The organism is Lentibacillus sp., assembly GCF_035301925.1.
In the GTDB taxonomy this organism is placed as follows: Bacteria; Bacillota; Bacilli; order Bacillales; family Amphibacillaceae; genus Lentibacillus.
Genome location: NZ_DATGTI010000058.1, coordinates 1 through 26,923, shown reverse-complemented (window position 1 = coordinate 26,923; position 26,923 = coordinate 1). Strand labels below are relative to the sequence as shown.

General features: G+C 44.4%; 24 protein-coding genes. 9 read left to right on the top strand and 15 right to left on the bottom strand.

Going from position 1 to position 26,923, the window contains the following annotated elements; translation table 11 throughout:
- Window positions 1-95: 95 nt before the first annotated feature.
- Window positions 96-236 carry a hypothetical protein gene (locus tag VK080_RS05160; protein WP_324223702.1) on the top strand — a complete coding sequence of 47 codons (141 nt, stop codon included), beginning with the start codon at window positions 96-98 and terminating at the stop codon, window positions 234-236.
- Window positions 237-288: 52 nt separating this feature from the next.
- Here the strand turns inward: VK080_RS05160 and VK080_RS05155 are convergent, their stop codons facing one another.
- The 6 genes from VK080_RS05155 to VK080_RS05130 form a co-directional block, all read right to left on the bottom strand.
- Window positions 289-1,074: a LysM peptidoglycan-binding and 3D domain-containing protein gene (locus VK080_RS05155; RefSeq protein WP_324223701.1), complete on the bottom strand. Its 786-nt coding sequence runs from the start codon at window positions 1,072-1,074 to the stop codon at window positions 289-291.
- Between the two features lie 328 nt (window positions 1,075-1,402).
- A complete protein-coding gene (locus VK080_RS05150; protein ID WP_324223700.1) occupies window positions 1,403-2,338 on the bottom strand; it encodes an ABC transporter ATP-binding protein in 936 nt (311 codons plus the stop codon).
- The gene (locus VK080_RS05145; RefSeq protein WP_324223699.1) at window positions 2,338-3,393 is read right to left on the bottom strand and encodes an ABC transporter ATP-binding protein; all 1,056 of its coding nucleotides are present in this window, start codon (window positions 3,391-3,393) and stop codon (window positions 2,338-2,340) included. Before VK080_RS05145 ends, VK080_RS05150 begins: the two co-directional genes overlap by 1 nt.
- Before the next feature lie 20 nt (window positions 3,394-3,413).
- Window positions 3,414-4,571: an oligopeptide ABC transporter permease gene (gene opp3C / locus VK080_RS05140; RefSeq protein ID WP_324223698.1), complete on the bottom strand. Its 1,158-nt coding sequence runs from the start codon at window positions 4,569-4,571 to the stop codon at window positions 3,414-3,416.
- Complete coding sequence (gene opp3b / locus VK080_RS05135; RefSeq protein WP_324223697.1) at window positions 4,572-5,501, bottom strand: oligopeptide ABC transporter permease; 930 nt, start codon at window positions 5,499-5,501, stop codon at window positions 4,572-4,574. It abuts the gene before it with no gap.
- 155 nt (window positions 5,502-5,656) lie between these two features.
- Entirely contained in the window at window positions 5,657-7,342 is a 1,686-nt protein-coding gene (locus VK080_RS05130; RefSeq protein WP_324223696.1) for a peptide ABC transporter substrate-binding protein, read from the bottom strand.
- Window positions 7,343-7,787: 445 nt separating this feature from the next.
- Here VK080_RS05130 and VK080_RS05125 point away from each other — a divergent pair, with 445 nt between their 5' ends.
- Entirely contained in the window at window positions 7,788-8,153 is a 366-nt protein-coding gene (locus VK080_RS05125) for a DUF3899 domain-containing protein (RefSeq protein ID WP_324223695.1), read from the top strand.
- Between the two features lie 158 nt (window positions 8,154-8,311).
- Here the strand turns inward: VK080_RS05125 and VK080_RS05120 are convergent, their stop codons facing one another.
- Window positions 8,312-9,952 (bottom strand): glutathione ABC transporter substrate-binding protein, encoded by a 1,641-nt coding sequence (locus VK080_RS05120; protein ID WP_324223694.1) that lies wholly within the window; start codon window positions 9,950-9,952, stop codon window positions 8,312-8,314.
- A 136-nt stretch (window positions 9,953-10,088) separates the two neighbouring features.
- On the opposite strand from VK080_RS05120, the gene VK080_RS05115 reads away from it, so the two are divergent.
- The 4 genes from VK080_RS05115 to VK080_RS05100 are packed head-to-tail and all read left to right on the top strand — an operon-like array spanning window position 10,089 to window position 13,977.
- A complete protein-coding gene (locus tag VK080_RS05115; RefSeq protein WP_324223693.1) occupies window positions 10,089-10,988 on the top strand; it encodes an ABC transporter permease in 900 nt (299 codons plus the stop codon).
- Between the two features lie 15 nt (window positions 10,989-11,003).
- Window positions 11,004-11,924, top strand: a complete 921-nt coding sequence (locus VK080_RS05110; RefSeq protein ID WP_324223692.1) for an ABC transporter permease — start codon at window positions 11,004-11,006, stop codon at window positions 11,922-11,924.
- Window positions 11,925-11,948: 24 nt separating this feature from the next.
- Window positions 11,949-12,971 (top strand): ABC transporter ATP-binding protein, encoded by a 1,023-nt coding sequence (locus VK080_RS05105; RefSeq protein ID WP_324223691.1) that lies wholly within the window; start codon window positions 11,949-11,951, stop codon window positions 12,969-12,971.
- Window positions 12,949-13,977: an ABC transporter ATP-binding protein gene (locus tag VK080_RS05100; protein ID WP_414672215.1), complete on the top strand. Its 1,029-nt coding sequence runs from the start codon at window positions 12,949-12,951 to the stop codon at window positions 13,975-13,977. The genes VK080_RS05105 and VK080_RS05100 overlap by 23 nt, the downstream gene beginning before the upstream one ends.
- Before the next feature lie 141 nt (window positions 13,978-14,118).
- Here VK080_RS05100 and VK080_RS05095 read toward each other — a convergent pair whose 3' ends face one another.
- On the bottom strand, window positions 14,119-15,012 hold the full coding sequence (locus VK080_RS05095) for a DUF1002 domain-containing protein (RefSeq protein WP_324223689.1): 894 nt from the start codon (window positions 15,010-15,012) through the stop codon (window positions 14,119-14,121).
- 295 nt (window positions 15,013-15,307) lie between these two features.
- On the opposite strand from VK080_RS05095, the gene VK080_RS05090 reads away from it, so the two are divergent.
- Window positions 15,308-16,516, top strand: a complete 1,209-nt coding sequence (locus tag VK080_RS05090; RefSeq protein WP_324223688.1) for an MFS transporter — start codon at window positions 15,308-15,310, stop codon at window positions 16,514-16,516.
- Window positions 16,517-16,771: 255 nt separating this feature from the next.
- Window positions 16,772-17,017, top strand: a complete 246-nt coding sequence (locus VK080_RS05085; RefSeq protein WP_324223687.1) for a DUF1450 domain-containing protein — start codon at window positions 16,772-16,774, stop codon at window positions 17,015-17,017.
- A 79-nt stretch (window positions 17,018-17,096) separates the two neighbouring features.
- Here VK080_RS05085 and VK080_RS05080 read toward each other — a convergent pair whose 3' ends face one another.
- The 4 genes from VK080_RS05080 to VK080_RS05065 form a co-directional block, all read right to left on the bottom strand.
- The gene (locus VK080_RS05080) at window positions 17,097-18,266 is read right to left on the bottom strand and encodes an iron-containing alcohol dehydrogenase (protein WP_324223686.1); all 1,170 of its coding nucleotides are present in this window, start codon (window positions 18,264-18,266) and stop codon (window positions 17,097-17,099) included.
- Window positions 18,267-18,280: 14 nt separating this feature from the next.
- Window positions 18,281-18,658, bottom strand: coding sequence for a RidA family protein (locus VK080_RS05075; RefSeq protein WP_324223685.1), 378 nt, complete (start codon window positions 18,656-18,658; stop codon window positions 18,281-18,283).
- 57 nt (window positions 18,659-18,715) lie between these two features.
- Window positions 18,716-19,333, bottom strand: a complete 618-nt coding sequence (locus VK080_RS05070) for a lysozyme family protein (protein WP_324223684.1) — start codon at window positions 19,331-19,333, stop codon at window positions 18,716-18,718.
- Between the two features lie 106 nt (window positions 19,334-19,439).
- Window positions 19,440-20,783 carry an MATE family efflux transporter gene (locus VK080_RS05065; RefSeq protein WP_324223683.1) on the bottom strand — a complete coding sequence of 448 codons (1,344 nt, stop codon included), beginning with the start codon at window positions 20,781-20,783 and terminating at the stop codon, window positions 19,440-19,442.
- A 186-nt stretch (window positions 20,784-20,969) separates the two neighbouring features.
- On the opposite strand from VK080_RS05065, the gene VK080_RS05060 reads away from it, so the two are divergent.
- The gene (locus VK080_RS05060) at window positions 20,970-22,589 is read left to right on the top strand and encodes a long-chain fatty acid--CoA ligase (protein WP_324223682.1); all 1,620 of its coding nucleotides are present in this window, start codon (window positions 20,970-20,972) and stop codon (window positions 22,587-22,589) included.
- Between the two features lie 200 nt (window positions 22,590-22,789).
- Here the strand turns inward: VK080_RS05060 and VK080_RS05055 are convergent, their stop codons facing one another.
- The 3 genes from VK080_RS05055 to VK080_RS05045 are packed head-to-tail and all read right to left on the bottom strand — an operon-like array spanning window position 22,790 to window position 26,598.
- Window positions 22,790-24,964, bottom strand: coding sequence for a TRAP transporter permease (locus VK080_RS05055; RefSeq protein WP_324223681.1), 2,175 nt, complete (start codon window positions 24,962-24,964; stop codon window positions 22,790-22,792).
- Window positions 24,965-25,018: 54 nt separating this feature from the next.
- Complete coding sequence (locus VK080_RS05050; RefSeq protein WP_324223680.1) at window positions 25,019-25,552, bottom strand: DUF1850 domain-containing protein; 534 nt, start codon at window positions 25,550-25,552, stop codon at window positions 25,019-25,021.
- Complete coding sequence (locus VK080_RS05045; RefSeq protein ID WP_324223679.1) at window positions 25,552-26,598, bottom strand: TAXI family TRAP transporter solute-binding subunit; 1,047 nt, start codon at window positions 26,596-26,598, stop codon at window positions 25,552-25,554. The genes VK080_RS05050 and VK080_RS05045 overlap by 1 nt, the downstream gene beginning before the upstream one ends.
- Window positions 26,599-26,923 lie beyond the last annotated feature (325 nt).

Below are 26,923 nucleotides of genomic sequence, written 5' to 3'. Positions count from 1 at the left end.
TAAGATTTACCTATTAATTTTTAGAAATATCCATGGTATCTTCGCTTATTTTTTATTATAATTGATATAGAAGATAATAGAGAGGAAAAAGAGTCATGAAGCAAGTTTTGATGTCCCTGTTTTTCGTATTGATTCTCAGTTTTGGCATAATCGGACTTTTTCAAACGACCGGCGATGCAGAAGATATTGTAGAAGAAGAGGATGACAATAATAGCAATACGGTTATTTTAAACTAAATAATAGAAGGGGAGCACCTGATTAAGATGCTCCCCTTTTAATTGACTTATATTAATTAACGATTGTTACATCAACCGTCCGGACGCCCCAGCTATTGGCTTCATCTTTTGATGGGACATGGACATCGATTTTCTCGCCATTAATGGATCCACCGACATCTGCAGCAGTTGCATAACCATAACCTTCTACATAAACTTCTGATCCTAAAGGAATGACACTTGGATCAACAGCGATAACTTTTGCGTCCGGATTGGCATTCAAGTCAACGCCAGTCGACGTAACACCTGAACATCCTTCACAGTCAGCCGTATAGGCAGTTGCCGTTACGGTTACGGTTTTGCCATCCGGATCATCCTGTGATGATTGTTCCTGGCTGGCGTTTTTGTTGGTATTAGACGATGTTTGTACCGGCTCAGCTGACTGTCCCGATTCATTTGACTGGCTGGATGAATCTTCAGATGTCGCTTCACTGTCATCCTGTTCAATATTCACACCTTTAATCTTCAGTTCTTGACCAATCGCAATGATATCGGACTTAAGGTTGTTCCAGTCTTTCAAATCCTCAACCGACACGTCGTACTCATCGCTGATACCGATTAATGTATCACCTTTCTGTACCTTGTAAATATCATTGATGAAAAGTGTTTGTTTTGGATGAATCATGGTTGTCTTGAGTTCATTTATTTCGACTAATTCATCTACGCTTGTATTATGTTCCTCGGCAATATCCCAAAGGTTGTCTCCTTTTTTGACCTCGTATTCTGCTGCAGAAGCAGTGGTGATTGTAGCGCCAAAAATAATGACACCAGTAGCAATTGAAGCTACCATTTTCTTCATTGGTAGTCCCTCCTTTAAATTCTGCATCGCCCATATTACCATAGGTTTAAAGGCCGTGCAGTTACATATTAATTAAGTGTCTGTTACAAGGGTTACCAAACTGGCAGGGAAATATTACAATTTTAATAGATTTATTTCAAACAAGCGTTTTCATTACATATCTATGTCTTATGGATGTTGCCACAGTGGCTTCGGTCAAGTGACATCTAAGTTTAAGAGACTATTAATCTAAAACGCACTTTAACAAAATTGATATTTTAGTGATGCCAAACCTTTCATTCATATAGCAAAAAAATCCTTACTGTGTTCGACAGTAAGGACGCAAATTTTATTTATTTTCCAGCTCTCTCTTATATTGTTCAAATTCCTTCGTTGTACAGCGGACCCAATGACCCTGTTTGACTTCCCGGAATTCCGGTTCTTCACTCGTATCATGTTCAGCTGGGTCATATGCTATCCGTTGACGATTCCGTTCATAATCAGGGTCCGGCAGTGGGATGGCAGACAGCAGCGATTTTGTATATGGATGAAGGGGATTCTTGTATAACTCATCACTTTCCGCCAATTCTACCATATTGCCGAAATACATAACGCCAATCCGGTCACTGATATATTTTACCATCGACAGGTCGTGTGCAATAAACAGGAATGTCAAACCATAGTCACGCTGCAGCCTTTTCAGCAAATTGACAACTTGAGCCTGAATGGATACGTCAAGTGCCGAAATCGGTTCATCAGCAATAATGAATTCAGGTTCAACTGCAAGTGCGCGTGCAATACCAATCCGCTGACGCTGCCCACCGCTGAATTCGTGAGGAAAGCGGGTCGCATGTTCCCTGTTCAGTCCAACTGTTTCCAGAAGTTCTTCAACTCGCCGCTTTCGGTCTTCTTCATTTTTGGCCAGCTTATGAATATCAATTCCCTCTGCAACGATGTCCATGACAGTCATTTTCGGATTAAGTGATGAAGACGGATCCTGAAAAATCATTTGCATTTTCCGGTTCAGCTTCAGCAAGTCCTTTTTCGATTTCTTTCCATGGACATTTTCATTATTGAAAATAACCTGTCCGCCGGTTGCGTCATGGAGACGGATGATTGTCCGGCCTGTGGTCGATTTGCCGCAGCCGGATTCCCCTACAAGACCGAATGTTTCCCCTTTGTATATATCAAATGAAATATCATTGACCGCCTTGATGATATTTTTACGGCCGGCCTTAAAGAATTTCTGTAAATTTTTCACTTCAAGAACTTTTTCTGCCTCCATTATTCTTCACCATCCTTGCCATCGTCCATTGAAGCAAACCCTTGCATTCTCCGCTGGACAGATCCCGGCGGGTCGATCTTTGGTGCGTGTTCATGAAGCAGCCAGGTGGCAGCATAGTGTGTATCGGATACCTGGAACATTGGCGGTTCCATTTTTGTATCGATTTCCAGGGCAAACCGGTTCCTTGGAGCGAACGCGTCACCCTCAGGGGGATTCAGCATATCCGGCGGGCTTCCTGGAATGGCGAACAACTCTTCCTCATTACTGTCCAATGTCGGCATTGATCCCAAAAGTCCCCACGTATAAGGGTGTTTTGGATTATAGAAAATATCATCAGCGGTCCCGATTTCGACAATCTTTCCGGCATACATGACAGCAACACGGTCGGCCACATTTGCCACGACACCCAGATCATGTGTAATGAAAATGATGGCACTGTCCATTTCACGCTGAATGTCTTTCATCAGCTCAAGAATTTGTGCCTGTATCGTTACGTCCAAAGCTGTTGTCGGTTCATCCGCAATCAGGATTTTCGGATTACAGGCAAGTGCAATCGCAACCACTACACGCTGCCGCATCCCACCGGAAAATTCATGCGGATACTGCTTTATCCTCGTTTCCGGGTGTGGAATACCGACAAGTTCCAGGAGTTCGATTGTTTTTTCCCTCGCCTGTGCCTTACTCATCTTCCTGTGCTTGATCAGACCTTCAGCAATCTGCTTCCCCACTTTCATCGTTGGGTTCAACGATGTCATCGGATCCTGAAATACGGTAGATATATCTTTCCCGCGCAGTTTCTGCATTTGTTTGGTTGAATACTTGGTAATATCCTGACCTTCAAACAGAATCTGCCCTTTTTTAATATATCCTTGAGGCTTAGGCAACAGCTGGGTGATGGCTTTTGTCGTAACCGATTTGCCCGATCCGGACTCACCCACTATTGCCAACGTCTCCCCTTTTTTCAAATCAAAATCGATGCCTCTTACAGCTTGTACTTCACCACTGTACGTATTAAATGATACACTTAAGTCTTTTACTTCCAATAATTTGCTCATCTTCAGAAACACCTCTCTTGTTATTTGTGCATTTTCGGATCAAACGCATCCCTGAGTCCGTCACCAATCAAGTTAAATGCAATCATGATGACTGAAATCACAACAGCTGGATAGAATACCATGTAAGGATATAGTCTGAACACTTTAAAACCTGCGTCGACCAATGCACCGAGTGATGCCTCCGGTGGTACAATACCGAGACCAATAAAACTGAGGAATGCCTCAAAGAAAATGGCATCTGGAATTGTAAACATGATGTTAATAATGATAATACCGGCAACGTTAGGCATCAGGTGTTTCATTATGATCTTTCCGTTTGATTGTCCCAATGTCCTTGCCGCAAGGACGTATTCCTCGTTTTTCTGTTTAAGCACTTCTCCCCTTACGATACGTGCCATACCTGTCCAACCGGTTATCGTAAGGGCTAAGACAATGGAAATGATGCCCGGCTTCAGAACAATGAGCAGCAGGAACATGACAACGAGTTTCGGAATACCAATCAAAATCTCAAGTATTCGCTGCATAATGTCGTCCACTCTGCCGCCGTAATAACCGGAAATACCGCCATAAGCAACCCCGATCAGAAGGTCAATCGCTGCGGCCACAAAAGCAATGATTAACGATACCCGTGTACCAAGCCATATGCGTGTCCACTGGTCACGTCCCAGCTGATCTGTACCAAGCCAGAAATACTCATCCTGCATATCTTTTGCTTCATAGATATGATAAGTTGCTGAAACTTCAGCGGAATCTGTACTTCCGTCTCCTTCAGAAAGAACTTTTATATCAATATAATCTTCAGCATTGTCATACCGCATAATGGCGTTTTCGGTTGCTTCTTCAACCGTATCACCCTTAAATTCCGATGTCAGTGTCCCGTTCATGCCAAGAAACGGCAAATCCTCTATAACTGGTACCCTTGGGGGCATTTTAGCACGTGATAAATCCTGGTCATCCATTCCATACTCATTAAAATATGGACCGATGATACTCATGAGGATAATGATGACCATGAGGATAATACTTAAAACCGCCATTTTATTTTTAAAGAATGTACGCCGTGCATCCTGGAAGAAGGATCTGCTCGGCTTTGTTATCTTTTCACTCGTATCCTCTTTCCGCTCGTGGGGGACAAAGAGTTCTTTTGGTACATCATTTTTCTGCTGATTCGTTGCCATTTAGCTTCCCCCTCCTGTCAGCCGAATTCTAGGATCGATGATGACGTATAGAATATCGATGATAAGTATGATCACGATAAATAAAACAGAGAACAAAAGGGTTGTGCCCATAATTGTCGGGTAATCAAGCACTTCAATGGAGCTAACAAATTGCTCACCAATTCCGGGAACAGCAAAAATTTTCTCAATAACGAGTGTACCGGTCATCAGCGATACAGCCATCGGGCCCATTACAGTTATCAACGGAATCAATGAGTTCCGAAGTCCATGCTTAAAAATAACGCCAGGTTCAGTGACACCCTTTGCTCTGGCTGTCATAATATAGTCTGAACCAAGAACTTCCAGCATCTCCGTTCGTGTAAAACGGGCTGCTGTTGCCATTGGGAAAATCGCCAAAGCAATAGTCGGCAAAATGGTGTGTTCATAACTCCCCCATAATGCAACTGGAAATAGTTCCCACTTGTTCGCCAAATACCATTGTAACAAGCCTGCAAATACAAATGATGGAATTGACGTACCTAATACGGCTATAATCGTCGAGCTGTAATCCAGCCACCCGTTATGATAAATGGCCGCAATCAGTCCAAACAGGATACCAGCTATCGTTCCAAAAATAAGTGCCTGTCCACCAAGTATGAGCGAGGGCGGCATCCGGTCGATCAGGATTTGAGACACCGGGGTATTGTCAAAATGAAAGGATATACCCATATCACCTTGAACGAGGCCAACCATATAATTCACATATTGCACCGGGATTGGTTTGTCAAGCCCGTATTTTGCCTCTATGATTTCCACCTGTTCCTCTGATAGTTTGTTTTCAGCGGAAAGCGGGCTGCCGGGTAGCAATTTCATAAGGAAGAATGTGACGGTGGCAATAATAAACAGTGTAATAACCATATAAAATACCCGCCGCAAAATATATCGAAGCATTTCCGCACCTCCTGATTTGCTGTTTGTTCTTGCTGCATATAAAAAATATTCATTATTATAAGATTTTTCCCATACAGGGTAAAAGAGAGTACATGCCACCAGGTCATATACTCTCTTTCCCTAAAGTTACAGCATATTTTATTGGGGTTAAAAGATTACTCTTCTGACCCTACACTAGCCCATTTCCATTCATATGTCGGTCCGAAAGAATTGAAATAAACATCCTGGATTTTCGGCTGGACCAGCTGAGCCTTGGCACTTTGATAAAGCGGTGCAACTGCAGCTGTTTCGGCCAATACTTTCTCAGCTTCCAGGAAGTTTTGGTAACGTGCTTCCGGATCTTGTGCCAATTCGCCGGTTGTTTCTTCAATCAGCTGATCATACTCTTCGTTGGAGTAGCCCATTTTGTTGTTTTGACCATCAGTCAACCATAGATTCAGGAATGTGTATGGATCCATGTAGTCAGGACCCCATCCGGAAGTCTGCAGCTGGTAATCCATGTTTGTATCCAGGTCAAGACGCTGTTCAAATGGCACTGATTTGAGTGTTACCTCCAAACCAGGCAGATTTTCTTGCAGCTGGTTGGCTATATACTCATCAGAAATTTTTGCCGTTTCACTGTCCCCGCCAAGCAGTTCAAGCTCTACGGAATCCTTGCCGATTTCTTCAAGGCCTTCTTCCCAAAGCTTTGTTGCCTGCTCCGGATCATAAGTCAGGAGATCGCCGTTTGTTTCGCGGAAATCTTCACCGCTAGGCGTTTGCACAAAATCCTTTGGTACAAAGCCATTCGAAACAATTGATCCATTATTCAGAATTTCATTAACCATTGCTTCTTTATCGACTGCCATCGCGATCGCTTTGCGCATTTTTTGGTTAGCAAGCGCATCACTTTGTGTCTGGTTCATCTTCAGATAGAATAAAGATGCTTCAGGGAATACTTGATAATGGTCATGTGTCTGATACTGGTCAACTAGGTCAGATGATAATCCGGCCCGGTCAACTTCACCAGACTCATATAGGTCTACCGCCGTTTGCGGGTCTTTGACTACTTCAAATGTCATTTTGTCAAGCTGGACGGTCTCTGCATCCCAGTAGTCTTCGTTTTTCACAAGTTCCCAGGAGCTTGCTGTGCTTTCCCAGTTTTCCAGTGTGAATGGACCATTGAATAGCAATGTGTCTGTGCTTGTTGCAAATGAGTCACCCTGTTCTTCAACAAAGTCCTCATTCAATGGATAGTATGTTGTGAAAGAAGCCAGCGATTCAAAGTATGGCACCGGGTTTTCCAGATTAACTTCCAATGTATAGTCATCAGGTGCGCTCACACCCAATTCTTCAACTGGTACTTCGCCTTCGTTGACGGCTGTAGCATTCTTGATAACGCCACCCATCATGTATGGACCGTACTCAGATCCTGTATCAGGGTCCACTGCACGCTGCCATGCATAAACGAAGTCATGTGCTGTCACAGGATCGCCATTTGACCATGTTGCATCTTCGCGAAGTGTGAATGTCCATGTCAGACCATCTTCACTTACTTCATGTTCCGTAGCAATCCCTTCTACAATTTCACCATCTTTTAAACGATAAAGACCTTCCATTGTAGCACCGGTGAACTGAATACCATATTCATCGGTAGCCATGCCAGGGTCCATTGACGGAATCGTGTCACCGTTAGTAAAGTGAAGAACCTGTTCACCATCTGAACCGGATTCTTCTTCTGTTCCTTCTTCTGATCCGCTGTCACTGCCGGAATCGGATGAACCTGAGTCATCTCCGCCGGAACATGCAGCAAGGAAAAGACCGAAGAATAAAGCCAGGGCTAAAAGCCAAACCTTCTTCATGTTGAAAAATACCCCCTTAATAGACTGCTATTTTTTGATAATTTAGCAGATTTAGCTGCTTGATAGGAATTATACTATTTTTCTCACAAGTTTGTAAAGACTTTTTTAAGGGAAATAGTACTATTTATTTCTCATTGCTTGAAAAATAAAGGTTTTCAGGCATAAAAAAATTATTTAAATGCGACGCTGGAACTATGATATACTATTCAACAAAGAGAAATGATTGTGCAGTTTCGAGTAAAAGTAAAGCTGCCCTGAACGAGGTCGTGAGAAGGAAAAGTTGTCTTCTTCACAAGGAAGTGTCTTCTCGCGTGTTAAGGTGTAATCTGCGTTTACGATTGTCTTGTACGATTTGCAGAAGACCCTCTATTCGATGAGTCATTTTTACCTACCTTTTGGACAACCTCTTGCAAAGATTATATGAAGAAGGCAGGACAAAACAGAAATGGTTAAAAAAAATTTACAGCTATTACTAGTGAACATAGGGTTTATACTTCTTTTGGTTTACTTATCGGCATCTGCCTTTTCGATACTGCAATTCTTGAACATGACATTCTATTTTATGCTGGTTTATATGATTGTTTCGCTGGTGACATATACCATAAAGGGCGGTTTCTACGACGGTATGGCATTCGGTTTCCGACGGTTCCGCAGTGTCATGTCAAAAGATGGGGACCCTCTGGAAGAATGGCGGGAAAAACCCGCACCATCAGCAAGGGTCAATCAAACTTTTTATCGGATTGTGCGTTTTCAGTGGATGGCACTGCTTTTGCTTTTATTGATCCTTTTTCTGATTTATTATAGCTTATAACATGATATCGGCCTATTCCGCATATAGGTATCATCATTTGAATCAGAATCTATATGTTATCATCCTTTATTGTTAACTGTTAACGAAAATCGGACCCAGTTGGCTTAAAACCGCTCGGGTCCGGTTTATTTTCCAGTTTGAACTTAAAATGGTGGGAACTACTCTTCAATATATGCTTGCTTAATTTGGTATATACCTTGAGCATCGATACCAAAATCTTTTACGGTGTCACTTACACCGAGCAAGTACTCCTGGTGGTGTATATATAACATTGGTGCAATTTCCACGAGCATTTCCTGAGCCTGTGTGTACAGCTCCTGACGCGCTTCAGGATCGGTCTCCCGGCGTGCATCATCCAGAACCTCATCCAGCTCGTCATTTTCCAGGAATGAGCGGTTACCTGGGTCGCCAACTGCCGAAGAGTGGAATAACGGATACATGCCATAGTCGGCATCAGACGTAACGGTAGACCAGCCGAGGATAAACATATCATGCTCACCATTTGCAGTTCTTTCAAGATATGCGCCCCATTCAAGTTCTTCAATTTCTACATCGATACCAATCTCGCTTAATTGTGACTGAACTGTTACAGCCGTGTCCACACGCTGTTCACTATCGTTTGTCCATAGGGTTGTTTCAAAGCCATCCTCGTACCCGGCTTCGGCAAGAAGTTCCTGTGCCTTCTCAAGATCATATTCCAAACCATCCACGGACTCATCGTAACCGAATACCGGCGGCGCCAACGGCCCAATTGCAGGAATACCAACACCATTATAAACACCCTCGATGATTTCCTCTTTATTGATTGCCATCGAAATGGCCTGGCGGACTCTTTTATCATCAAATGGCTCTTTTTGTACATTGAAACCGATATAAGACAGGGATACACTTGGTTCCTGCAGTACACTTGCATTTGGCATGCCTTCCACTCGCGATATATTATTTGGACCGATTGCATCAGCTACATGGGATGTACCCGTTTCAAGCTCGGCTACACGTGAACTTTGCTCGGATACGACTTTAAACGTTACCGAATCAAGTTTTGCCGGTTCTCCCCAATAGTCTTCATTACGGGTTAAGACAACACTTTCCCCCGGTGTCCAATCTTCATACTTAAAAGGGCCGGTTCCAACCGGATGCTGGTTGATATAAGTATCGACATCACCACCTTCTTCCATCTGAGCATAGTCTTCTTCTATAATATCCGGGCTCATAATAGCCGTCCCATTATGTGCCAGGTTCGCCAATAATGGCGCATACGGGTAAAGCAAATTAATGCGTAACGTATAGTCGTCCTGCACCTCGACACTTTCAACCGCTTCCAGCAAAAATGCTCTTGGCGAAGCAATGTCTTCGTCCATCAGACGCTCAAAGTTTGCTTTCACCACTTCTGCAGTTAATTCTGTACCATCATGGAACGTGACACCTTCCCGTAAATGGAAATCCCAAGTTGTTTCATCCACTTCCTCCCACTCTTCAGCAAGTCCGGGCTGCACCTCCTGATTTTCGTCAAGTGTTGTCAGTGTTTCGTAAATATTTTCAGTGACATTACTTGAAGGTACGTCGTTTGAACCGTGCGTAGACAGTGATACAACATCTGAATTAATCGCAATGGTTAAGTCACCGCCGGAACCCGAAGCAGCCTCCCCGGAACCACTTTCTCCACCTTCTTCAGCTGTACTGCCACTGCCTTCACTCGAATCCTCCTCTGCCGGTTCGCCATCACCGGCACAAGCAGTCAGAACAAGGGCGAGCACTAGTAAAAAGGAAAACAGCCACAATAATTTATTTCGTCCCATACCTCTCGATACCCCCTATTATTTTTTAGTCATACTATTTCTATTCTTAATGACAAGCGCATATACCATTAATACATCATATTTTTAATAACCAATCATAAATCTTACACGATACGTATGACAAGGGGGTATCCATATGGCCGTTGAGCCGGCGAAACATGATCACAGCCAGCCCCAAAAGGCAGACAGTCCCACAAAAAGATCGATGAAAGCGTTTTACAGCAAACTGTCTAAAAATAAAAGCGCTTTAGTTGGTGGTTATTTAATTATTATTCTCATCATTATTGCGATTGTTGGTCCATTTTTAACCAGTTTTGATCCGTATAACCCGGATTACAGCGTTAAATTTGAGGCGCCATCTGCAGAGCATTGGTTCGGAGCTGATCATCATGGCAGAGATATTTTTACACGCATTATCCACGGGTTGGGGCTGACAATGGCTATCGGTTTTTTCTCAACATTATTAGGTGGTGTGACAGGTGTTCTAATCGGCATCGTATCAGGGTATTATGGCGGAAAAATTGATGCGGTGATGATGCGCCTGATGGACGTTTTATTAGCCTTTCCCGGAATTCTGCTGGCACTTGCTTTAATCAGTATCCTGGAAGCCAATATACAAAATGTGGTGATTGCGGTGGCTATTTCTGCTGTCCCAACCTTTGCACGTATTGCCCGGGGGTCTACCCTGGCAACCAAAAACCTGGAATATATTGATGCCATGAAAGCATTGGGGGCTACAGATACCAGAATCATATTTAAACACATTTTACCGAACATCTCATCCCCGATTATCGTCCAGGCAAGCCTGTACATCGCTACCGCCGTACTGTCTGCCAGTGGCCTGTCCTTCCTGGGGATGGGTGCTCAGCCGCCATCTCCGGAACTCGGTGCGTTGTTAAGTGACGGGCGCGACTATATGTGGGATGCCGGGCACATCGCCTTATTCCCGGGTCTTGTGATTATGCTGATTGTACTGGCATTTAATGTATTGGGTGACGGACTGCGTGATGCGTTAGATCCAAAAATGAACCGATAGAAAGTAGGTGCAAACATGTTTCAGTTTATCATTCGTCGCGTATTACAGTTAATCCCTGTTCTGATAGGTGTTACCATTCTTGTATTTTCGTTGATGCACCTGACACCCGGTAATCCTGCACACATTATTGCCGGTGAGAATGCACCTAAGGAAACGGTGGAGCAAATCGAGGAACGGCTTGGATTAAACGACCCCATTCCCCTGCAATATATTGATTTTGTCAAAGATGCAGCAGTGCTGGAGTTCGGAAACTCATGGCGAACCAGCCTGCCCGTAACGAATGAATTATGGCCGAAATTCTGGGTCACATTTGAATTGGCCATATACAGCACGATTTTTAGTATATTCCTTGGTTTGATTGCCGGCATCATTTCTGCCGTCAGACAGTATACCTTTTCAGATATTGGGATTATGCTTGTCGCTTTATTTGGATTATCAATGCCGAACTTTTGGCTGGGGCTTATGTTAATGCAATGGTTTTCCATCAATTTAGGCTGGCTGCCGCCGACCGGCTGGGGAACACCTGAACAGGTAATTATGCCGGTCATCACTCTGGGAACAATGGGGGCAGCCGTTATTGCCCGGATGACGCGTTCGAGTATGCTGGATGTATTGACCCAGGATTACATCCGGACGGCGAGGGCCAAAGGATTAAAAGAACGCGTTGTTATTTACCGGCATGCATTGAAGAATGCACTGATCCCAGTTGTGACGGTTGTCGGGCTCCAATTCGGCGGTCTGCTTGCCGGATCGGTGTTAACAGAGTCCGTATTTGCGATTAACGGGATGGGTAAATTGATTATCGACCGTATCCTGGCAAGGGATTTTCCAGTTGTTCAAGCGGCTGTACTGACGATAGCGGTTGTATTCGTATTTGTTAATTTGCTCGTCGATATTTCATATAAATTTCTGAATAAACGCGTTGATTTAGATTAATTATTTGCAAAAGAGGTGAACACGATGCGTGAAGAGATCATTTTGAATATAAAGGATTTGAGAACCTCATTCCTTACTGATGAGTTTGAAGTAAAGGCAGTTGACGGTGTTTCTCTGAAATTGACCAAGGGAAAGACCCTCGGAATTGTCGGTGAATCCGGTTCAGGTAAAAGCATTACGGCACTATCCATTCTGCAATTACTCGAAAGGCCGGGAAAAATCGTCGGTGGAGAAGTGAACTTTAAAGGAAAGGACTTAACAAAAGCGAACAATAAAGCGATTCGTGATATTCGCGGAAATGAAATCTCCATGATATTCCAGGAGCCCATGACCTCATTGAATCCAGTTTACACAATCGGTCAGCAAATACGTGAAACGCTTAAAGTTCACGAAGGACTCGGCAAAGAAAAAGGCACCAATAGAGGAATTGAACTGTTGAGGCATGTTGGTATCCCATCACCTGAAGAGCGTATTAAACAATACCCGCATGAATTGTCAGGTGGTATGCGACAGCGGGTCATGATTGCCATGGCATTGACCTGCAACCCTGATTTACTGATTGCCGATGAACCGACAACGGCATTGGATGTGACCATTCAGGCGCAAATACTTGATTTAATCAATCACTTGCAGAAGGAATTTGGCATGTCCGTCATCATGATTACACACGACCTGGGCGTCATAGCCGAAACCTGTGATGATGTCGCTGTCATGTATGGCGGCAAGGTCGTTGAGTACCAAGATGTCAAATCACTGTTTAAAGATCCGAAACACCCCTATACTATCGGGCTGATGAAATCCATTCCACGGCATGATACAGACGTGGATGAACTTGTACCGATCAGAGGAAATGTCCCAAGTGCCAAGGATATGCCTAAAGGATGCCGGTTTGCACCTAGATGCCCATTTGCGACAGATCTGTGCCAAGACGAATTGCCCACCCTTGTCAAACAGAAAGATAACAGCGAAGTCCGCTGCTGGATTTATACTGACCGCTGGGATGGCGATCTGGAGGTGAATGCAGGTGAATCAGAAAGAACTTCTTAAAGTTGATCACTTAAAACAGTATTTCCCGATTAAAGGCGGATTTTTGGGCAGGACCATCAACTATGTTAAAGCAGTGGATGATGTATCGTTTGATATATACGAAGGTGAAACATTGAGCGTGGTCGGTGAATCGGGCTGTGGAAAATCAACGACAGGACGCGCGATTCTTCGCTTGGATGAACCGACAGACGGTACGATTGAATTTAACGGAGAGGACTTGTTATCACTGAATAAACGTGAACTGCGGAAACGCCGTAAAGATCTCCAAGTGATTTTTCAGGATCCCTATGCTTCTTTAAACCCCCGGCAAACAGTCGGCAACATTATAACAGAAGCAATGTCCATACAAAATGCCGTGCCAAAGGAAAAACAGCGTGAACGCGCCATTGAGCTGCTTGAAACAGTCGGGCTGAATGGCGAACAAATCGACCGGTACCCGCACGAATTTTCCGGCGGTCAGCGGCAACGGATTGGCATTGCCCGTGCCCTGTCTGTCAATCCGAAGCTGATTATTTGTGACGAAGCTGTTTCCGCCTTGGACGTATCCGTTCAGGCGCAGGTGTTAAACCTGTTGAAAAAGCTGCAAAGGCAATTTAAATTGACATTTTTGTTCATTGCCCACGATCTCGGCGTTGTACGGCACATTTCCGATCGGATTATTGTCATGTATTTAGGCAAAATCGTCGAAATTGCTGATAAAAAATCATTATTCGACAATCCACAGCACCCTTATACAAGATCCTTATTATCAGCCATCCCGACACCGGATCCGGAAAAGAAAAAAGAGCGGATTATTTTACAGGGGGATGTCCCTTCTCCAATTTCCCCGCCAGCTGGATGCCGTTTTCATACGCGATGCCCGTTTGCGACTGAGATATGTCAAACAGAGGTACCGGATTTACGGCACCTTAATCATATGAAAGAAGGTCATCATGCTGCTTGTCACCATATTGAAAACATTAAGTCAGGTGACATAAAGCCTAACCACTCAGAATCAAAGGCCTGACCCGCCGGGAAATAGCTCATCTCAAAAAAGTTACCGTATCACTTACTAATGATACGGTAACATGCATATGTCGACCGGATCCGGGAGATATTAACCTGATTTTGCTTTTATCATCCCATTCCGAAAAATATCAACCTTAATTTAATTAAAGACACTCTCCAGAAAATTGCTTAACATATTAAGGAGGTTGCTGAAAAAGTTCTCTACTTTATCCCAGAACCCTTCATCGTTCACCAGGTCCTGCACCTTGGAGGCAATGTCATCGAGCTGTTCTTTCACATTATCAAAATTAATATCCAAATCACGCATCCGGTCAAATAAATCAATCAGCATCTGGCGGTCTTCTTCACTCAATGATATCTCGAGATTATTCAGTTGTTCCTCGACAATTTGTTCAATATCTTCTTTCGTGGCAGGATTTTGATCGGCTATCGCCTGCTTAATGTCGGCCAGCAGTTCAGTGACTTTCTCCTGGTTCAGACCTTCCTTTTCCGACAGGTCTGTTGCAACATTAAGTTCGTCATTCGCCAGTTCCATTCGTGCTTTATCAAGCTGCTCCCCTTCCGCATCATAAGCCTTATAGATCCCTGTCAGAGCGGATGAGCCTGTCACTTGAACAGGCGATGCCACATCAACGGTTGCATTCTCCACACCTGCTGTCAGAAGTGCATTAGCGTACATTTCTTTAGTAACTTCGGTGATATTATCGGGTGTTACAATATTAATGGTTAAGCCATTGCCTTCTTCTTCTCTCACTATTTTAGCAGAGGAATACATATTTGAGTTTGGATCACCATCAATGTAATTTGCAATATCTTCGCCTGTGACAGTATATTCTTCAACCGCATCAGGGTCGGTTACTTCAAGTAATTCAGTCACTTCCTGCTTTTGCGAATCAGATAAGGCTTCACCATATACAACGATTGGAGCGCCTTCATCGGTTCCATCACTTACTGCATGAACCGGCGCCGTAAAACTGAGTACCATTGCCGCCAGCACGAGGAACGTGACCATTGCATTTAAAAAACGTTTCATATTTGCTGCTCCTTTACAGAGATTTTACTTGTCCACCTTACATCTTATTTACCAGTCAGACTAATTATACCGTTTTATAGTTTCTTTGAATAGTTTTTTCTTGAGCAGAATTTCTTCTATTTGACGTGTCATTTTAACCGGACTTTTGAACACCTTCTTAAAAGAACATAAATGTGAGCAATTTGCTTTAAACTTTTGTTGTTCTACTATATTATTTAGGATATCGAAGTAAATTGGAAAGAAGGGACTTATAATTTCTCAGGATAACCTTAATGTCAAACGAAATTTAGCCATCATGTGGATTGCAAATTTCTTTGTTGGCGGAAGCCTGACGATGGTGCTTCCTTTTATTTCATTATATATCGAGGAATTCGGTAATTTCTCAGACGCTTATGTACAAAATTGGTCAGGATGGATTTTTGGTATCACGTTTGGCACGGCTTTTATTTTTTCACCAATCTGGGGGCGTATCGGTGATAAATACGGTCGAAAGAATATATTAATCCTGTCCGCTATGGGGATGGGATTATCTGTTTTATTAATGGGTTTTGCCAATTCTGTATGGGAACTTTTTTTCCTGAGGCTGTTCATGGGCATCTTCACCGGATTCATCCCGATGTCTCAGGCGCTCATCTCGACTCAAACACCTAAAGAAATCGCCGGCCGGGTATTGGGCACACTGCAGACCGGTAGTGTGACCGGCAATCTGATGGGCCCTTTGCTTGGCGGAGTACTTGCTGACATGTTCGGATACTCAGCGACATTCAAATGGGTTTCTGTTACCATTTTCCTGTCAGGATTGCTTGTATTATTCGGTATCCGGGAAGTGCTCTACAAAAATACAGAAAGCACTGAAGAACAATTGACCTATACAAGTAAAGAAGTGGTGCTGCACATTATCGGGCATCCCGTCCTGCTTGTGGTGATGCTGATATCCGCACTCGTACAGATTGCACACTTCAGCATACAGCCTATACTGTCACTGTATGTTGCTGAGATTCATGGACCAGTCAATATCGCATTTTTTTCCGGAATGGCCTTCTCAGCGGCAGGACTGGGAAATTTGCTGATGGCCAGACGTTGGGGCCGATGGGGTGACCGGATCGGCTATATTAAGATATTGATATTCCTGTTATTCATGGCTGGTATTGTTTATTTCCCCGGAGCCTTTGTAACAAATATCTGGCAGCTGGTGGTTTTGCGCTTCCTGCTCGGTATTTCAATCGGTGGCATCATCCCTGTAAGGATTGCCTACCTGAGACAGGAAGCGCCACTGTCAATGCAGGGTGAAGTGCTTGGCTACAATACAAGTTTGCGGTTTTTGGGAAACATTATCGGACCGGCACTTGGCGGGATGCTCGCCGGATTCTTCGGCTTTTCGATGGTCTTCTATGTCACCAGCGCACTCTTAATTATCAGTGGTATCATCATGCTTGTCACATGGTATAGACACGAATTTGCCGGGAAAAGACGGAAGCAAAGCCGTCCGGTGTCGACGCACTGATTCTGGAAACAGCAGCTTTTTGCAGGCTGCTGTTTATTTTTTAAATGCAAACGTGTTTTTGCACTTCCAGGCTGATGTTCATACTCTCCAGTTAATGTTTCGCGTCAAAAAATATGCATGTGTATTAAATATTTCTGTTGCTGGAGAGGAACACTAAGCCTGACCCCCGTCCCGCTATGCAAAAGTATTGATATGTTATACGAAATATGTTAAAAATAACAGGCATTATATTTAATTAGAAAGAAAGTGATAGCTATGGGCGCAATCGTTGTTGAGGTCTGTGACGGAAACGCGATCACTTCTTTAGATATAGAAGGTATTATCGAAAGTGAATTTCCAGAGGTAGCCGTATTGATGAATGAATGTTTAGCGCTTTGCGGCTTGTGCAGGGTGCGGCCCTATGCACTTGTAAACAATCGTCGCGTTTACGGCAGAACACCTGAAGAATGTTTAGATAAAATACGCGAAGCTATAAAAGAAGAACTGGCCGTTTATCAATAAACCGGCCAGTTCTTCTTTTAATTTTCGTCATTTCTCTCACCTTTTATTGCCCGGGAAATATTTTGTCGGAAATTGGCCTTTAAAGGCATGCCTGCAAAATGTTGACCGAATCTTCTCTCGATAATGTCTTGAAGTTTCCGTATTCCGGACGGGCAATCACTGTTTTATCAGCCATTTCCTCGATGCTGCTTTCGTCAATGTTATAATCACCCAATGTGGCAGGTGCGCCTATTGAAATCCAAAAGTCACGCAGTTTTTCAATCCCCTCCAGAGCTATATCTTTATCACTTTTTCCTGCTGTTTCAACATCGAAAACACGCTCTGCCAACTGTTTAAACCGCGGTGCATTATCTTCGTCAAGAACATACGTCATCCAGTTCGGGAAAATAATCGCTAGTCCGCCGCCATGCGGAATATCATGGACAGCCGAGACGGCATGCTCCAGGTTATGGGTCGCCCAATCACCGCGATAGCCCATATTCAGCATATCGTTTAATGCCAATGTGCCGCTCAGCATGATGGTCTCGCGGTATTCATAGTTTTCCAGATCATCAAGCAGTTTCGGCGCTGTTTCCATGACCGTCCGCAAAATGGACTCACAAAAGCGGTCCTGGACAGGAGTATTTGTCGTCTGGTGAAAATAATGTTCCAGCACGTGTGACATAATGTCCACCATGCCATAAACGGTCTGTTCACGTGGTACGGAAAATGTATGAGCGGGATCGAGTATCGAAAACTTCGGGTGTGTGTATGGCGATCCCCAGCCATGCTTTTCACGTGTTTCCCAATTGGTGATAACCGAGCCGCTGTTCATTTCCGACCCCGTTGCCGATATCGTCAGCACTGTTCCAAAGGGCAATGCATCTGTTGCCTTTTCTTTTTTTGTGACAATATCCCAAATGTCAGTGTCTGTTGTTGCCCCGGTAGCAATGGCTTTCGTGGCATCAATGGTACTGCCGCCCCCGACAGCAAGCACAAATTCAATCCGTTCGTTTTTGCAGAGTTCAATGCCTTTCCTGACAGTCGACACGCGTGGATTTGGCTCAACACCGGGAAGTTCATGCACTTCCGCATTGATTTCATCCAATTTGCTTAAGACATTATCATAAATCCCATTCCGTTTGATGCTGCCGCCGCCATATACCAGGAGCACTTTTTTACCGTACTTGGCAACCTCTTGCGGAAGCTTATCGAGCTGCCCTTTTCCAAAAATCAGCTTGACCGGATTATAATATGTAAAATTTTCCATCTGAAGACTCTCCTTTACTTCGAATAAACAACCGCATCGATTTCAATTTCGACATTTTTCGGCAGCCGGCTGACTTCAACCGTCGCTCTGGCTGGATAAGGTTCTGTTAAATAACGGCCATAAATGTCATTAACGGTCGCAAAGTTATCCATGGAAGCCAGATAAATCGTGAATTTGATCACTTGTGAAAAATCGGCTCCTGCTTCCGTCAATATCGCCTGCAAATTATGCATCACCTGTTTTGTCTGTTCTTCAATGCCTGAGGCAACATCCCCTGTCTCCGGGTCAATACCAATCTGACCGGATACGTAAATGAAGTCACCGGCCTCGATTGCCTGTGAATACGGCCCAATGGCAGCCGGTGCTTTTTCCGTATGGATTGCTTTTCGCATTAAGATTCCTCCCATTTTTTATTTGCATTCATCGTATCATTTCCCCACGTAATGATACTACTTTTCCGCCACAGCATCCATATATGCCATGACATCGCGGACATAGTAAATATCGCCGTAACACGCATCAATCTTTTGGGCTTCTTTGCGCGGACAGCGGAATTTTGACTGGTTATCGGCATTAGCATACATGTCTTTTGAAAAATTCACGGCTGCATCTTGTGTATATTTCCCCGAATCGGCTTTGACATAATCGATAAATCCCCTGCCAAAATTGTATGATTGAATGGCCAGCTTCAGATCACCATCTGCTTCCTCAAGCGCCTTGGAAAAATAATGGACACCCTGTTTAATGGACACCTCAGGATCTTCTATACAGCCGCGCGAGCCGCAGTAGCTTTCGGATGATTGCATCGGATCATCCCCCCGGCCGCCTGATTCCTGCATCATCATGGCCAGAAGAACGTCCACATGTTCAGAAACACCATATTGTGCTGCATATTTTTCCACGAGCGGCTTATGATCCAAAACCTGTTCTCTGACAATTGGATTCGACTGATCCGCTGAGTAATCCAGCCAATCCAGTGAAACGGCGGAAAGTGCGATCAGTATACCGCATAAAGCTGCTGCAACGATAGCTGTTTGTTTGATGGCTTGTTTCGTTTTTCGCTTCATTCTAGCCCTCTTTCTTTCTATGCATGGTCAAGCAGGCAACAATCGGCCGAATTTGTAATCATGTCCGGAATTGACCACTATCCGACCGCTTCTTCCGGTATTACAGCTACTGATTACGAGCAAACAATTTTTTCTCACGCCATTTGCCAAACCGGTAGTACATGAAAGCTGCAAAACTGCTGAGTAAAAAGCTCGCACCCATACCAAGTGGGATTCCGGTATCACCGAACCAGCCTGAAAAAACATAGGTCAGTGGAAAACGCAGCACCCAGAAAGAAATGATGTTCAAAACCAATACCTGATACATCGCACCCGATGCCCGGACGATACCGTTCAAAATAAAATTAATGCCCAAAAACGGATAGCACAATGCCACAATCTGCAAATACTTCGTCCCAAATGCCACAGCTTCGGTTTCGTCAATAAACAACCTGATACCATATTCCGCAAATATAACAACGATGAGACCTACCAGCATCATGATGGAAAAGTTATAAAGAACACCGTATTTCGCAATCTTTTTCACACGTGACCAGTTCCGGACACCGATGTTTTGACCGGCCATGCTGTTGACAGCCGTACCCAGAGCGTGCGCCGGCAGCATTAAAATCCTGTCAAGACGCTGTGCTGCTCCAAAGCCGGCCACAACGCCGCTTCCGAAAATGGTGACGACACTCATAATGGCAGCTGAGCCTGCAGAAATAACCGCCATTTGCAAACCTGACGGGATTCCCAGGTTTAAAATCAGACCAACCTCCTGCTTCGATGGAACAGTCGGTAAACTGAATGGTGCAAGCTTTTTGGACAGCACATGAATGATTCCGTACAGAAAAGCACTGCCCTGTGCAAAGATGGTTGCAAACGCAGCGCCGTTAATCCCAAAATCCAGTCCGGCAATAAACAGTGGATTCAAGATGATATTGAGCAGTACGGCGATCATGACAAACCGAAGCGGTGTCCTGCTGTCGCCAAGGGCCCGCAAGACGGTGCTGAGGAAGTTATAACCAAACAAAAACAAGATTCCGAGAAAGTTGATCTGTAAGTATGATTTTGCCTCACCAAGCATATTTTCCGGTGTGCCAAGGAGCAGAAGCAGCTGTTCCGCAAACACATAGCCGACAGTGCTCAATACCAATGCGATTACCGTCAGTATAACCACAAAGGCATTTAAATAACGCTTTAATCCGGTTTCGTTATCTTTTCCTTTTTGCTGGGATAATATCGTTAGCGCAGCGTTATTCAGCCCAAGCACGAAGGAAAGAATCGTAAAAATGATTGTACTCGAAATCGTCACTGCCCCAAGTGCATTTGCTCCGAGCAAATTGCCGACCCAAAGACTGTCGGCAAACTGATACGACGTCTGAAGTAGATTTGTCAGCATCAATGGACCGGAAAATACGATCAAATGCTTGAAAATATTCCCCTCAGTAAAGTCATGCTGCTTTGTCATGGTTTTTCGCCTTTCCGTTTAGCATTCATATCAATCCGTCTCCAAATAAAAGAAGTCTAGTTTTCATTGTAGCATGGATTATCCGGTTCTTCCTTCTGTACGATTGTTTATTATTTTTTCAATTATCGTAATAAAATGATATTATATACCCAAGCAACTACAAACTTGAATAAGGGAGATGGTTTTATGATGCAAACACAGCTCACCATTGGTCCAATGCTTGAACACGCGGAAAAGTTTTTCGCTAAAAAAGAAGTGATCTCGCAAACACACGATAAGCTGCACCGCCTTACCTATGCCGAAATCGGCGAGCGTGTGCGGCGGCTGATGAGTGCATTCGGACAGCTTGGTATACAAAAGGGAGACCGCATTGGAACGCTGGCGTGGAACCACCACCGGCATCTGGAAATTTACTTTGCGGCGCCGGGGATGGGTGCTGTCCTGCATACAATCAACATCCGGTTGTCACCTGAACACATCATCTACATTATCAATCATGCCGAAGATCATGTCCTGTTCATTGATGAAGATATTTTGCCGCTGATTGAAAAAGTAAAGGATAAACTTCAAACCGTCAAAACATTTGTCGTCATGACCGATAAGGAAATCCTCCCGGAATCAAGTCTGACGCCGCTTTACGCTTATGAAGAATTGCTGCAGACAGGGGATCCTGAGCAGGCTTTTGCGGACGATATTGATGAAAATGACCCTGCCGGCATGTGCTATACATCAGCGACGACCGGCAAGCCAAAAGGGGTGGTCTACTCCCACCGCGGTATTGTACTGCACAGTTACGCCCTCGGACTTGCTAATAGTGCCGGCATTTCCGAATATGATGTATCAATGCCGATTGTACCGCAATTTCACGTTAATGCCTGGGGTACGCCTTTTGCCTGCACATGGTTTGGGGCAACACAAGTGATGCCGGGTCCCCGTTTTACGCCTAAACGGCTGGCCGAATTCATTGAAAAATTTCGCGTAACCATAACGGCAGGCGTTCCGACAATATGGCTTGCCCTGTATCGTGAATTGGAACAAGGGGACTATGATACATCAAGTTTGCGCTCAGTTCTCTGTGGCGGTTCTGCTGCACCAAGAGGATTAATCCAGGCATTTGAACAAAAACTGGGTGTTCCATTTGCACATGCATATGGTGCGACCGAAACAACGCCGTTAGTGACGTATTCGCGCCTGAAAAGCTATCAGCAAAACTTAAGCGAAGAAGAAAAAATAAGCGAACGTGCCAAACAGGGAGCGCTTGTGCCGGGCGTGGAAATGAAAGTTATCGGTGATGCAGGTGAAGTTGCCTGGAATGGTGAAGAGATGGGCGAATTGCTGCTGCGTGGGCCTTGGATTGCGGATGAATATTATAAGGATGAACGGTCGGCGGAAGCATTTCGCGATGGCTGGTTCCATACAGGCGATGTCGTCACAGTTGATGAGGAAGGCAACATTCAAATCATTGACCGAACGAAAGATTTAATCAAAAGCGGTGGCGAATGGATTTCTTCAGTCGAAATTGAAAACGCTCTCATGGCACATGATGCTGTTTTGGAAGCAAGTGTTGTAGCCATGCCGGACCCTAAGTGGCAGGAACGTCCTGTTGCCTGTGTTGTTCTGCAAGAAGGCTATGCTGATAAAGTTGATAAAGATGAGCTGCTGGATTTTATCCGTCCGCAATTCGCCAAGTGGTGGCTGCCGGATGAAATCCTGTTCTTTGATGACATTCCAAAAACTTCCGTCGGCAAATTTTTAAAACGCAAGCTGCGCGAACAGGTAAAGGAACATTATAAGGTGCAGGAATAAGAGCATCGGAAAGGTAGAAATCGGCTTTTGGCCGATTTCTTTTGTTTTTGGACAAAGTCTAATACTCAAAGCGGCCGGTTTCGTTTATCAGCGAATTTTTATCAGCGTTTCTCCTATCTGACTATACAAGCAAACCGTTCCTGACGTAATACAAAAGAGCTATTTCACAGCAAAGCACTGCAAAATAGCTCCAATAAAACCTACGCCCCTTGTACAGTTTGCGCGCCGGATTTATCGCTCCGGTTCTTTTTCCACCATTGATAGGCAATAATGACTGCAAATAGGCCAATCCCGACCAAATCAGTCCATAATGTATGATTCAGCAGGACAACAGCAGCTGCTACAGCAAGAATCCGTTCAATCCAGCCAAATTTGGTAAACAGATAACTTTGGATGAACGTTGACCAGGCGATAATACCAATAAATGCTGTCGCGACACTTAATGTGACTTGTATCCAAGTTGCGGTATCATCCTGCAAAATCAGCATTGGGTTCAGCACAAATGCATACGGAAGAAGCAGGGCGCCCATATCAAACTTAAAACCCTGCACACCGGTTTGCACCGGGTCTGCCTTGGCAATACCTGAAGTGGCATAGGCCGGCAGGTTAATCGGCGGTGTATCGTCAGCCAGAATACCGTAATAGAATACGAATAAATGAGCTGCCAATACCGGGATGCCAAGCTGGATCAATGCTGGTGCCATCACCGCTGCCAGAACAATGTAAGTTGCCGTTGTTGGCAGTCCCATGCCCATGATAATACAAGCAATCATGGTGAATAACAGCACCAAAATAATCTGGTTATTCGCGAGATCCAGGATAAGACCTGAGAAAATCGGCCCCAGACCAGTCATCGTCACAACACCGGTCAAAATACCCGCGGTCGCACAAGCTGCCACAACACTTAAAGCGTTTTTGGCACCAAGCTCCAGTGCTGTGAAGAATTCCTTCCAACCGAACTTGACTTGTTTTTCGCCTTTTATTTTTTTACCCATGGCGTACCAGATGAGTGCAAACACCAGGCTTCCGATCGAAACATATGTGACATACTCATTCAGTCCGAATAATAAATGGGCTGCATAGGCCGCCCCAACAAACAGGAGTGAAACAAGAAAACCTGCGCCGAAGTTTTTTTGCATGCGATAGGAAAACAGGGCAATTGTAATTGTTCCAACGATCGCCATAAATGAAGCCAATATCGGTGTCAGCCGCATGATGAGCAGGACGATAATCGCAATAATCGGCAGCAGCAAGTAGCCACGCCCTGCAAAAATCTTAAACGGCGATACGAGCTCTTTTCTTGGAATCCCCAGTAAATTGTGCTTACTGGCCTCGAGATGGACCATGAACAATATCGCTGTATAACTAAGCAACGCCGGGATAGCGGCTGATTTGACAATTTCCAAATATGAAATCCCCGTGAAGTCGGCCATGATAAATGCAGCAGCGCCCATGACAGGCGGAAGCAGCTGCCCGCTGGAAGAGGCTGCAACCTCAACACCGCCGGCAACCTTTGGCCGAAATCCGGTTTTTTTCATTAACGGAATGGTGAACGTCCCGGTTGTGACGGCGTTTGCCACCGAGCTTCCGGAAATGGATCCCATCATACCTGATGACACAACAGCAGCCTTAGCGGGTCCGCCCTTAAATGAACCGACCAGGGACATCGCCAGGTCAATAAACATCTTTCCAGCTCCGGTCACTTCCAAAAACGCCCCAAACAGAATAAAAATAAAGACATATTGTGCCGAAACCGTGATAGGCGTACCGAAAATTCCTTCGTTGGACAAATACATGAACTCCGCTATTTCACTCCACGTAAAGCCAAAGTGGTTGAGGGCATCCGGCAATATGGCCCGTGCACCAAGAAAATCCGGTAAATACATGTCACCTAGCCACGCGTACAGCATGAAAACCGTTGCCAATATAACGAGCGGTTTACCGACAACGCGTCTAGTCGCTTCCAATACAAGTAATAGTGCAATAAACGACATGATGGTATCCACTGTATTCGGATTCCCAACCTTGCCGACAAGCACATCGGAAATCATAATGATATAAATGCCCGTTGATGCACCAAGTACCGCCAGTACCATATCATACCAGGGTATTTTCTTCTGTCCGAGGTTCTTTTTATATGGAAAGATCAAAAATATGAGGGTTAATGCAAACCCCAGATGAACCGCATTCTGTTGCATCTGTGGCAGCATATCGATACCGGCTGTGTATAAATGGAACAGCGAAAAAGCGACAGCCACAACCAATACAATGGTCGCCATCCAGCCAAACAGTGTCCGATCACTGCCCTCCAGCTCGTCCAATTGTTTATTCATTTCTTCCTGACTTACCGTCTTATCCAGATTTGAATTTGCCATAAAGAACCTCCCTTCTGTTGATCATGATCGGTTTAATAACGTTCTTTGGTAAAGTTAAAAAACAGTCTGCCATAAAAAGACAAACAAACTTTCTTTCTCAATTTCAAGTGAAAATGTTCTTCCCTCGAATGGTTTACGAGATAGATCCCAATTTTTGCCATCTATCGTCAACGTTTGGTCTGCAATACTGACAGGATGGAAGAGAACCTCCTGAAACGTCTGATCAATCTGTTCGATCACATAAAAGCCGTCTTCCATGCGATCGGTTGCACCGGGTGGCGGTTCTGTCTCGATACCGGCTCCAAAGCTGCAGTTCCAGCTTTCCATTAAAACCATTTCATAAGCGTCGTTCACTTCATATATCTCGATAATCGGACACTTTGCCACTGAATGGAGATAACGTGACGAAAAAGTTGTATCGGCATTTATCCGCTCAGCAATCAATACATCGCCATTATCCGCCATTGCGTACATGACGTGCACATCTTTCATGAGCAAATAAATGCCGACAAAGATTATTAAACCTGTTAATAGTACGGCAAGCCTGCGCTTATGCAGGCTTTGCCGTTTGTCGGAAGAGGCGATCATTACTCGACCGAGACACCTTCTTCTTCATAATATTTGGCTGCACCCGGATGGAGATCGATTGACATACCTTCTGTTGCGGTCTCCAGTGAAATATCTGCACCGCGATCATGTGCTGCCTCCAATGCGTCTTTGTTTTCAAACATGGCTTTTGTCATGTTATAAACCGCATCTTCCGGCAGTTCCGAATCGACGACAAGGATCGCCATAACAGCCACTGTCTGAATATCTTCTTCCTGACCGTAATCAGCATACGTGTCGGCGGAAATGGTTTTCTCCGTGTAATACGAATATTCCGAAGTCAGATTGCTGATGACGTCATCCGGAAGTGACAGTACTTTAACATCTTTACTGGCACCCAATTCCTGAATCGCACTTGTTGGCGCACCACCAACGATAAACGCTGCGTCAAGTGTACCATTCTGCAAGCCCTGAGAAGCATCACCAAAGCCCATATACTCAGGTGTTATGTCATCATACGTGATCCCGGCTGCTTCCAAAACCTGATTGGCATTTGCTTCGGTTCCACTGCCCTGGTCCCCGACCGCTACGTTCTTGCCCTCAAGATCTTCAATTGACTCGATACCACTGTCTGCCGTTGTGACAAGCTGAAGGTCTTCCGGATACAGCGATGTCATACCGGCCATGTTATCGACTGTGCTTCCTTCAAAGTCCGGAAGTGTCTCACCATTTACAGCATAGTACGCAATATCATTCTGAATCAGTACCATTTGATAATCACCGGCTGCCATTTCCTGCGCGTTTGTTACCGAAGCACCTGTTGAAACGGCACGTGCCTGTGAAACATTTTCCACATCAGAAAAAATCTGCTGTGCCATTGCAACACCCAGCGGATAATACGTACCACTTGTACCGCCAGTACCAATGGTGACACGAACCTCTTCACTCGATGATGCTTCATCCCCTTCACCGCCGTTATCACTGCCTCCGTCGGTCTCGCCACCTCCTTCATCCTGTGCACTGCCGCATCCCACGAGTGCAAGCAGCAGAACAATAAGTAAAAAGCCCATAAGTTTCAGATTCTTCATGAAACTTTTCCCCCTTTATTTTATAATAGGTCAACTTAAATTTAAACCGTTTTCAAAGTATATGTCAAGTTTTAACAGATTATTAGAATAATAATTTGCCAGACAATCATATCGCGTTACATATGTAATAAAATTTTTTGTTTACTTCTTGACAATATTATGAAAATTCCGTACTATAATAACTATTAATATGAAGTGTCGTTAAAGTGCGTGTTCAAAAAGGAAGATAAAAAAGACCAAGAAGTTCGAGGGGATGTGTCATTTTTACCGAACTTTTTGAACAACCTCTTAAATAAATGAATCATTGTGTCTGATATCAATTTTT